Genomic DNA, 9254 nt, shown 5'->3' on the forward strand with positions numbered 1-9254 from the left:
AATTGCTGCCGCATAACTGGGCAAAAACCAACACCCCTGCCGCCAGCACCTGACCTTCACTTCGGGTGTCAAGAGGGGTTGGCGGGACGCTTACGTTTGACCGCAGTTGGTACAACCGCGCCGGGGTCGAACGGGTGATGGGTTTTTGCGGCGAGGAAGATGTGGAAGAGTTCTTCCGCTCGGTGCCCGAGTTCGAGCGCATGCTGGTGCGCTCAGGCATCAAGGTGCTGAAGTACTGGTTTTCGATCACCGACGACGAGCAGCATGTGCGCTTTCTCAGCCGCATTCACGACCCGATGAAGCAGTGGAAGCTCAGCCCGATGGACCTGGAAAGCCGCCGCCGCTGGGAGCAATACACCAAGGCGAAGGAAGACATGCTCGAGCGCACGCATATTGAGGAGGCGCGCTGGTGGGTGGTGGAAGGCAACGACAAGAAGCTCGCTCGGCTGAACTGCATCCGGCACCTGCTGTCGCAGTTCGACTATGGGGAGGTGGAACATCCTCCCATCAACCTGCCCGAGCGCGAGCGCCATGCGGACTACAGTCGCCAACCCGTGCCGCAAGAGTTGATGGTGCCCACGGTGTACCGATAGTAGATGCCGCCGGGCCGCCTTGCACGGGGCGGCCCGTCACTGCTGGGAGCGTCAGCCTTCGCTACGTTCGGCGAGCAAGCTGTTGATGTAGGCGCTGAACTCCGGCCCGGTCTCGGGGTGAGACATGCCCAGTTGCACCGTGGCTTCGAGGTAGCCGAGCTTGCTGCCGCAGTCGAAACGGCGGCCGCTGTAGCGATAGGCGTACACCGCTTCTTCGTGCAGCAGCGTGGAGATGCCGTCGGTCAGCTGAATTTCTCCGCCAGCGCCGGGTTTGCCGTTGCGCAGATGATGAAACACGCGGGGGCTGAGGATGTAGCGACCCACGACCGCCTGGGTGCTGGGCGCGACGTCGGGCGCGGGTTTTTCGACGATGCCCGAGAGCGAGGTCAGCCCCGACATGATCTCCTGGCCGCTGACAATGCCGTATCGCTTGGTGTGCTCGCGCGGCACTTCTTCGGTGGCGAGGACGCTGCGGCCATGACGGCTGTGAATATCGACCATCTGCGCCATGACCGGCGGCTCGCCGACGAGCAAGTCGTCAGCGAGGATGACGGCAAACGGCTCGTCGCCCACCAGACGTTCGGCGCACAGCACCGCGGCGCCCAGGCCGTTGGCCACGGGCTGGCGCACGAACACGCATTGCACGTTGTCGGGTTTGACGCTGCGCACCACGTCGAGCATGGCCTGTTTGCCCGCTTCTTCGAGTTGATGCTCCAGTTCGTAGGCGGTGTCGAAATGGTCTTCGATGGCGCGCTTGTGGCGGCCGGTGACGAAAATCATTTCGGTGATGCCCGCCGCATACGCCTCTTCGACCGCATACTGAATGAGCGGCTTGTCGACTACGGGCATCATCTCTTTCGGAGTGGCTTTGGTCGCGGGCAGAAAGCGCGTGCCGAGACCGGCAACGGGGAAGACGGCTTTGGTGATGGTCGGGGGCATGGGGAGTATCACGTTAGGGTCGGGAATGACACCGATACTAACAAGGGAATGCGCGATGCTGCGGCGCAGTAATCCACCGGGAATGCGGTGTTGGACTCCATCTGGCGGAAGAACTCAATCACGCCGTCGCGGGACATAGCCCTCGGCCAAAATGCGCGCCCAGACCGCGCGCTTTTCCGCCGGGCTCATCTCCACCCAGCGACCGACCTCCGCCGCGGTACGCAGGCAGCCGCGGCAAACATCGTCGAACCCGGTGGAGCACACGCCGACGCAGGGGGTGTCGGGCTCGCCTGCGTCGTCGGGTTGATCGGCTGACGCGACCGAAGCGAGGGTCATACGGCGGCGCCTTGCAAGGCGAGGGTACCGCTGCGCCCGGCAATGCTGCCCAGACTGACCGCATGGCGCGGCAATGTGTCCAGGTTCAGCGAGTCGGCATAGCCGCGCATCGAGGTGCAATGCAGACCTGCCGCTTTCCAGCCTTGCAGCAGACGGTCGAACACGGGGGCAAGCTGTCCGCCCTCCAGTTCGGCGTGCAGGGTGTAAACGTGGTCGCGGCCGTCGGTGCTCAGGCGCAGGAGGTGATCGGCCACGTTGTGTTCGTTCAAGCCGTCCACGCCGATCAGCTCGTCAAGCGTCGGCAGGGTGGTCGGTAGTTGTGGAACAGAAAGGGTGCGCCCCTGCACCACCGGCAGAAAGGGGTGCGAGCCCCGACCGTCCGAAGCCAGGGTGAAGCCGAGTTCCTGCTCCAGCAGATAGGCCGCGTCGTTCATCTGCCAGCCGGCGGCGCCGTGCACTTGCGGGGGGCGGCCGAAGATGTCGCCATAGCGGTTGGCAGCGAGCTGAAGCTGACGGCGTGTCCAGTCGGCATTTTTGCGCACCACGTAGTCTTGCCAGAGGATGTGGTCCCAGGTGTGCACGCCAGTTTCATGGTCGGCGCGGTCGGCATCGCGCATGGGTCCTGCGGCGCGCCGGCCGATGTCCGGGCCGGGGAGCAGCGTGCCATACAGCAGGGTTTTCAGGCCGTAGTGGCTGGTCACCGAAGTGCGCTGAACCTTGGCGAGGAAGCCGGGGCGAAACACTCGCTTGAGCGCGCGCCCGGTGTGGTCGGGCCCGAGGCTGAACAGAAAGGTGGCGCGGAGTTGATGTTTGTCGAGCAGGCGCAGCAGAGCAGGTACGCCTTCGAGCGTGCCACGCAGGGTATCGACATCGACTTTGAGCGCAAGATTGGGCATGGATCAGACAGCAAGAGGCCGGGCCTTTGAGGACCACATCGTAGAGGACTTGACCTGACACAGCCCTCAGGCAAAGGGGCTCTGCTTCAATGTTTGCAGAACTTGAGAATGCATCTGGAGGAATGGAAATGCACGCCTTGTTTTCAACCTGTGATCTGTGCGATGCGCACCGCGACGCTCTGCATAGCGATGCGCTGCGGGTGCTGCCGCCGGTTTTCCGCTCCTTTGGCAAGATCAGCCGCTTTCGCGGCCAGATCGCCACGGTGCAATGTCACGACGACAACGCCCTGGTGCGCGCCACCCTGGAGTCGGCCGGCATGGCGCGGGTGCTGGTGGTGGACGGCGCCGCTTCGATGAAACGCGCGCTGCTGGGCGGCAATCTGGCTACTCTGGCCAGCCAGAACGGCTGGGCCGGGGTGCTGATCAACGGTTGCGTGCGCGATGTGCATGAAATTCTGCAGGTGCCCATCGGCGTGCTGGCGCTCGCGTCCATGCCCGCTCCGCCGGATAAACACGGCAAAGGCATGGTCGATGCGGTGGTGAATATTCAGGACGTGATCGTGCGCCCTGGCGAATGGCTCTACGCCGATGAAGACGGCGTGATCATCAGCCGCGAGCAGCTCGGGCTGGCGCTCTGAAATCAAGGGCGCCGTGGGCCAGGTTCAGGTCAGAATGCGGCGGCGGGCCAGGGGCGGATTGGTGTCGAGGTAGGCGCGCAAGCCTTCAAAAATGGCGCGCGCGATCTGCTTGCGATAGGTCGGCGTCTGCAGCCGCGCCTCTTCTTCCGGGTTGCTGATGAAGGCGGTTTCCACCAGCATCGAAGGAATGCTGGGCGATTTCAGCACGGCGAATCCGGCCTGCTGAACTTGTTTGGAATGCAGATGCACCAGCTCTCCCATCTTGCCCAGAGTGGGGCGAGCCATTTTCAGGCTGGCGTTGATCTTGGCCGTGGTGGACATGTCGAGCAGCACCTTGGCCACCTGATAGCTGCGCGAGTTGATGTCGATGCCGCCGATGGCGTCGGCCGCGTTCTCGCGTTGCGCCATCAACCGCGCCTCCACGCTGGACGCGCCGCCATCGGACAGGCAATACACCGAAGCGCCGCGCGCCTCGGGCGTGTACCAGCCATCGGCATGGATGGAGGTGAACAGGTCGGCATTGGCCGATTGCGCCTTCTCCACCCGCGTCCACAGCGGCACGAAGTAGTCGCTGTCGCGCGTCATCATCACCCGCATGTGCGGCGTGTTCATCGCCAGGTCGCGCAGGTGGCGGGCGATGAGCAGCACCACATCCTTCTCGTGCACCCCGCTGGGGCCCGTGGCGCCGGGGTCTTCGCCGCCATGACCGGGGTCGATGGCCAGCAGCACGCTGCGAAAGTTGCGGCGGTCGCGGCGCACGGGGTCGGGGCGTTGCGCCTCAGGGGGCGTATCGGCGCGGGCGAACTGTTGTGGCTTTCCGGCCTGCTGGCTGTCGAGTTCGCTGCGGTGCTGGCGTATCCAGTCGCCCAGCGAATCCGGCTGTTGCGGCTGGGCCTGGGCGAGGGTTTGCGGCGGCGCTGTGGAGCCGGCGCCGAGCTGGCGTTCGCGGTCGAGCGCTTCCTGTTGTCGCATGAAAGCCATCAGCCGGTCACCCGAATGGGCAGGGTAAAGATCGAAGACCAGCCGGTTTTGATACGCCGCAACCGGCAGCAGACTGAAGACCTGCGGTTTGACCGCCTGCTTCAAGTCGATGACCAGGCGCACCACGTCGGGCTTGAACTGGCCCACGCGCACGTCTTTGATGAAGGGATCGTCCGCCTTCACTTTGCCCGCCAGATCGCGCAACTGGCTGTCGAGCTGCAGGCCCTGTATGTCCACGACGAGTCGCGGCGGATCGCTCAAGACCTGATGGGTTGCGCTCAGGGGGCCGTCCGACTCCAGCGTCAGCCGGGTGTACTCGGGCGCCGGCCAGACGCGGATGGACATCAATGTGGCTCCCCGCGCAATCATGGGGGCCGTCAGCAGCAGCACGAGGCTGGACGATTGCACGAGAAAACGCCGACGCGGTGGGGTCATCATGTTCAGGCTCCTGCTCAAAAACCGGGGGGAGCAGCAGCCCACCCACGGCATCAACCGGACTTCAAACCTTCCGGCAAGGTGCGAAACAAACGCTGTCCCAGTTCAGTCCCGGCCTGCAACGTGCACCGGCGCTGCTCTCCCAGCGGTTCGAGGTGCAGGCTCAAGTCGGCAGCGGGCAGCAAATCCTGCGCGCGCTGCGGCCACTCGACCAGACTGATCCCCGGTCCGCCCACGACATCGCGCAGTCCAGAATCGTCCCACTCTTGCGGGTCTGAAAAGCGATAAAGATCAATGTGATAGGCCGAGGTCCGAAGAGTTCCCTTGAATTGTAGGGCCGGAATGTCAAGGGTGTACTCTTCCAGCAGACTGAAACTGGGGCTTTTGATGCGCCCCTGCACGCCCAGAGCACGAAAAAAAGCGCGTGCAAAGGTGGTTTTCCCTGCGCCGAGATCGCCGTCGAGGGTGATCAGCAGGCGGGGCGTCGGGTGTTGCGCCCACGCCAAAGCCACGGCTTGCGCCAGCGCTTCGGTGTCGTGTTCGTTGGCAAGCAGTAGGGGCAGGGCAGCAGGAGGCATGGATAGATTTCTAGAATGGCGCGGATGGAGCAACTCAGCACATCGCCCGAACGTCTGCGCGCGCTGGCGCAAGACATCAAACAGCAGGGGCGTGCGCTGGGATTTTCGCAAATCGGCATCACCGGGGTCGATCTGCGCTCGGCCGAGGCGCCCCTGCTCGACTGGCTCGCCGCAGGACATCACGGCAGCATGGACTACATGCAGCGACACGGCCTCAAGCGCGCCCGCCCCGCGGAACTGGTGCCCGGCACGCTGCGCGTCATCACCGCCCGCCTGGACTATCTCCCGCGCGCAAGCCCGGCCGGCTGGCGCGATGCGGAATGGCAAAGGCTGGCACAACCCGAAGCGGCCACGATCTCCGTCTATGCCAGAGGGCGCGATTATCACAAGGTGCTCAGGCGCAAGCTGCTGCAACTGGCCGATCACATCGCCGCCCAGATCGACCCGCGCGTGGTGCGCGTGTTCACCGACTCCGCCCCCGTGCTAGAAGTGGAGCTGGCGGCGCGCGCCGGGCTCGGCTGGCGCGGCAAGCACACCCTGCTGCTGCAGCGCGACAGTGGATCGATGTTTTTTCTGGGCGAAATATTCGTCGGTCTGCCCCTCCCGGTAGATGCCCCCGCGAGTGCTCACTGCGGGACCTGCCGCAAATGCATCGACATCTGCCCAACGCAGGCCATTCTTGGCCCGGAACAACTCGATGCGCGGCGCTGCATTTCCTACCTGACCATCGAACACGCAGGGCCGATTCCCCTGGAACTGCGTCCGCTGATCGGCAACCGCATCTACGGATGCGACGACTGCCAGCTGATCTGCCCCTGGAATCGTTATGCCCAGCGCAGCCCCTTGCCCGATTTCGATCCCCGCCACGGTTTTGACCAAACCCAGCTGCTCGACCTGTGGAATTGGAGCGAAGCCCAGTTCGAGCAACGCACCGAGGGCAGCCCGATTCGCCGCATCGGCTTCGAGCGCTGGCAGCGCAACCTGGCCGTTGCTTTGGGCAACGGCCTACGAGTGAATCACGAGACGGCCTGGCGCGAGGCAGTCATCCAAGCGCTACACAGCGCACTCCCGCATGCCAGCCCGCTGCAGCAAGAGCATCTCCGCTGGGCTTTGGCTCAGGCTGAAACCGACCTGAGCGAAATCACCCGGTAGAATGGCGAGCTTCGTCGGGGCGTAGCGCAGTCTGGTAGCGCATCTGCTTTGGGAGCAGAGGGTCGGAGGTTCGAATCCTCTCGCCCCGACCAGAAATATTCAAAAAATCAACGACTTACAGAACAAGCCCACACTAACACCGTGGGCTTTTTTGCGTCTTTGGGACACGAATTTGTCCCCGCATTGTCCCTGGAGTGTCCCAAGAATCCCCCCGTTTTTTGTCCCCGAAATGTCCCAAGGCTGCCAGAAAGCAGCAAGCGTCCCCGGTGCCTGAGTGACCTCAGCAGGTTCTGTCGGCCCTGATTTCTCGGGGATTCGCCCGCCCGGCCAGCCATGCGCTCTGCCGGGCTTTTTTATGCCGCGCCGCCCCCCGCGCATATCCCCGTATACAGACTTTCGGGGATTGCCATGCCGCACCCACAGCACACCACCACACCGCTCCTGCTCGACATTCGCGCTGCCGCCGATCTGCTCGGGTTTTCCTACAGCACCATCCGGCACTGGACTTACCGCAGCAAGCGTCCGCCCGCGCACTGGCCTCAGCCTGTCAAGATCAACACCTCGCTGCGCTACCGCGCCGCCGATCTGCAGAGATGGGTCGCCGGTATCGGGCAACCGGATCACGCCACAGGCGAAGGCGCCGCAACGCCCACCCCCCTGACGCCGCCAGCGCGCCGGGGACGGCCACGCAAAGGCCACACCTTGGCGGAGCTTTGACATGGCGGCCCAGCACACGCTGCAGACCGCCCGTGTCCATCTGTCCGCAGCGCTCCAGCAAGCGCTGGACGCGCATGACCTGTGGCTGCTCGACCGGCAAACCTGGCAAGACCGGGCGCAGCGGGCGCGTGACGCCCGCACGTCGTTCAACGAGCCCAAGCCGCCCGTCCCGCCGCCGCGCCTGATCCAGGCCAGCACCGGGCTGGGCAAGTCCCGCCAGATCGCACAGATCGCCGCTGGGCGCCAGACGCCCGTGCTGTTCCTGACCGCCACCAAAGACCTGCGGGACGCATTCGTTGCCGCCGTGGAGCAGGCAGGCGGGCAGGCGCAAGCCTACTCGGGCCGCGCCCACGCCCCCGGACAGCCGCATCACTGCCAGCGTATCGAGGACGGGCGCAGCCTGGCCGCCAAGCGCCGCATCCAGCAACCGCTGCTGTGCCGTCGCTGCAAGCATGGCTTGCGCGAACAGCGCGACTTTTACAGGTCTGTCGGATCGGATCGGCAACTCAAGCGCATCGAGGGCATCATCGAGAGCGCGGGCTTGAGCGAAGTGATCGAGCACACCGATCCCTGCAACTGGATCGCGCACCAGCGCGACATCCGCGACACCCCCATCATCGCCGCGCACTACGCCAGTTTCTCCAGCGCTCTGGCCCAGTGGCGCCAGCCCATTCTGGATGCAGACGATCTCAACCCTCCAGACTTGCCCCGCTTGGTCGTGATCGATGAAACACCGCCACTGGCCCAGACCGTCACCATCACCAGCGAGGACATTGCGCAATGGTCGACACAACTGCGGCCAGCGATCGAACGCGCCCGCGCCGATCAAACAAAAGCGGAACTGCTCCTGCGCCTTGCGGAGGGTGACGCCGCTCACAAGCAGGCCCAGGCCGACATCAACGACGCGAACAGGCGTCTTGCGTCCTGCCTGGCGGCGCAAGACTTGCTCCCCTTGCTGGCGCATTGGATTGCCGCGAGCGCCCAAGCCGTCGATGACCGCCCGATCGACCCGCCGCCGGGCATCCTGCAGTGGGCGCAGGGCAGCCTCGTCACCGTCCAGGACGGCGCAGCCCTGTGGGAGGCCGCGCACATCGACAGCCGCCACAGCGCGGGCGACTGGATCATCCCCTTGCGCGCCGCCGCCGCACTGGGGTTCAGTCTGCGACTGGACAGCGCCTTCGCCCGATCCGGGGTCATCCAAGGCGTTGCACCCACGCCATTGGGTGAAGCCATCGCTTCAGGCAAGCACCCAGTCTTGCTGCTGGACGCCACGGCGCCCCGCATCATCCAACATATCGTGTGTGCGCATGGCGGGACAGTCGAGGAAATCCGCGTCAAGCAAAACCTGCAACTCAACATCTACGCTGACACGCCACGCTTGCGCAAGGACATCCGCAGCAATCAGGACGCCTTGCAGCAGCGCGTCACAGAAGTCCGCGCCGCGCGACAACTGGCGGCGGATGAGCAGATGACCGATGCTGGGCACATCGGCGTTCTGACCTTCGAGCCCGTTGCCGAACGGCTGGGCGGATTGACACACGGGGCGGGTCACTGGTTTGCACATGAACGCGGCACCAATGCCTTTGAAGGCCGCGATCTGGTGGTGTTTGGCGAACCGCTCGAACACCCGAACGCGCAACGCGAGAGCTATCTCGGCGAGCGCGCTATAGCGCTGGCAGCACGAGCCGCTGACACAGACTGGCCGCGCTGGGACGCAGCGCGCGCGCCAGCAGTCTTCCAGGATCGACCCTCGGCGATTCGCCTTCCGCAGAACCCGGCGCTGCGCGACTGGGCGGCAGACCAGATTCGTCAGCGACTGCTTCAGGCGGTCGGACGCGTGCGCGCCGTTTCCAGCGCGGTTCCCCGCACGGTCTGGTTATGGGCGACATCAGCCGTCATGGTGGACTGGGCGGAGGAAACCGGTATTACACCGCAGTGGCGCACCTCGCCAGCGGAACTGCGGCACAACAAGGGACGGGGATTGGGCAC

9 protein-coding genes, 1 tRNA gene and 1 pseudogene are annotated in these 9254 nt (G+C 64.6%); 6 read left to right on the top strand and 5 right to left on the bottom strand.

Annotated features, from left to right (window positions below; translation table 11 throughout):
- Positions 1-80: 80 nt before the first annotated feature.
- A pseudogene (locus AC2VLV_RS01260) lies at positions 81-593 on the top strand (polyphosphate kinase 2 family protein); the annotation flags it as partial.
- Positions 594-644: 51 nt separating this feature from the next.
- Here the strand turns inward: AC2VLV_RS01260 and galU are convergent.
- The 3 genes from galU to AC2VLV_RS01275 form a co-directional block, all read right to left on the bottom strand.
- Complete coding sequence (galU, locus tag AC2VLV_RS01265) at positions 645-1532, bottom strand: UTP--glucose-1-phosphate uridylyltransferase GalU (protein ID WP_486988279.1); 888 nt, start codon at positions 1530-1532, stop codon at positions 645-647.
- Between the two features lie 114 nt (positions 1533-1646).
- Positions 1647-1868 carry a DUF1289 domain-containing protein gene (locus AC2VLV_RS01270; protein ID WP_486988280.1) on the bottom strand — a complete coding sequence of 74 codons (222 nt, stop codon included), beginning with the start codon at positions 1866-1868 and terminating at the stop codon, positions 1647-1649.
- Complete coding sequence (locus tag AC2VLV_RS01275; RefSeq protein WP_486988281.1) at positions 1865-2764, bottom strand: polysaccharide deacetylase family protein; 900 nt, start codon at positions 2762-2764, stop codon at positions 1865-1867. The genes AC2VLV_RS01270 and AC2VLV_RS01275 overlap by 4 nt, the downstream gene beginning before the upstream one ends.
- A 128-nt stretch (positions 2765-2892) precedes the next feature.
- Here AC2VLV_RS01275 and rraA point away from each other — a divergent pair, with 128 nt between their 5' ends.
- Positions 2893-3402 (top strand): ribonuclease E activity regulator RraA, encoded by a 510-nt coding sequence (gene rraA, locus AC2VLV_RS01280; RefSeq protein ID WP_486988282.1) that lies wholly within the window; start codon positions 2893-2895, stop codon positions 3400-3402.
- Positions 3403-3426: 24 nt separating this feature from the next.
- Here rraA and AC2VLV_RS01285 read toward each other — a convergent pair whose 3' ends face one another.
- A complete protein-coding gene (locus AC2VLV_RS01285) occupies positions 3427-4821 on the bottom strand; it encodes an N-acetylmuramoyl-L-alanine amidase (protein ID WP_486988283.1) in 1395 nt (464 codons plus the stop codon).
- A gap of 50 nt (positions 4822-4871) precedes the next feature.
- Positions 4872-5396, bottom strand: a complete 525-nt coding sequence (gene tsaE / locus AC2VLV_RS01290) for a tRNA (adenosine(37)-N6)-threonylcarbamoyltransferase complex ATPase subunit type 1 TsaE (RefSeq protein ID WP_486988284.1) — start codon at positions 5394-5396, stop codon at positions 4872-4874.
- Between the two features lie 24 nt (positions 5397-5420).
- On the opposite strand from tsaE, the gene queG reads away from it, so the two are divergent.
- The 4 genes from queG to AC2VLV_RS01310 all read left to right on the top strand — a co-directional run.
- A complete protein-coding gene (gene queG / locus AC2VLV_RS01295; protein ID WP_486988285.1) occupies positions 5421-6548 on the top strand; it encodes a tRNA epoxyqueuosine(34) reductase QueG in 1128 nt (375 codons plus the stop codon).
- 15 nt (positions 6549-6563) lie between these two features.
- Positions 6564-6640 (top strand) — tRNA-Pro (locus AC2VLV_RS01300).
- A 316-nt stretch (positions 6641-6956) separates the two neighbouring features.
- Positions 6957-7265 (top strand): helix-turn-helix transcriptional regulator, encoded by a 309-nt coding sequence (locus AC2VLV_RS01305; protein WP_486988286.1) that lies wholly within the window; start codon positions 6957-6959, stop codon positions 7263-7265.
- Between the two features lies 1 nt (position 7266).
- The coding region (locus AC2VLV_RS01310) for a hypothetical protein (protein ID WP_486988287.1) at positions 7267-9254 on the top strand (1988 nt) is incomplete at its 3' end.

The sequence above is a fragment of the Thiomonas sp. TH-17 genome (assembly GCF_057473305.1).

Bases quoted from the DNA above. Each gene is read 5' to 3' on its own strand.
- tsaE (WP_486988284.1), bottom strand. From the start codon at position 5,396: ATGCCTCCTGCTGCCCTGCCCCTACTGCTTGCCAACGAACACGACACC.
- galU (WP_486988279.1), bottom strand. From the start codon at position 1,532: ATGCCCCCGACCATCACCAAAGCCGTCTTCCCCGTTGCCGGTCTCGGC.
- queG (WP_486988285.1), top strand. From the start codon at position 5,421: ATGGAGCAACTCAGCACATCGCCCGAACGTCTGCGCGCGCTGGCGCAA.
- AC2VLV_RS01275 (WP_486988281.1), bottom strand. From the start codon at position 2,764: ATGCCCAATCTTGCGCTCAAAGTCGATGTCGATACCCTGCGTGGCACG.
- AC2VLV_RS01285 (WP_486988283.1), bottom strand. From the start codon at position 4,821: ATGATGACCCCACCGCGTCGGCGTTTTCTCGTGCAATCGTCCAGCCTC.
- rraA (WP_486988282.1), top strand. From the start codon at position 2,893: ATGCACGCCTTGTTTTCAACCTGTGATCTGTGCGATGCGCACCGCGAC.
- AC2VLV_RS01305 (WP_486988286.1), top strand. From the start codon at position 6,957: ATGCCGCACCCACAGCACACCACCACACCGCTCCTGCTCGACATTCGC.
- AC2VLV_RS01270 (WP_486988280.1), bottom strand. From the start codon at position 1,868: ATGACCCTCGCTTCGGTCGCGTCAGCCGATCAACCCGACGACGCAGGC.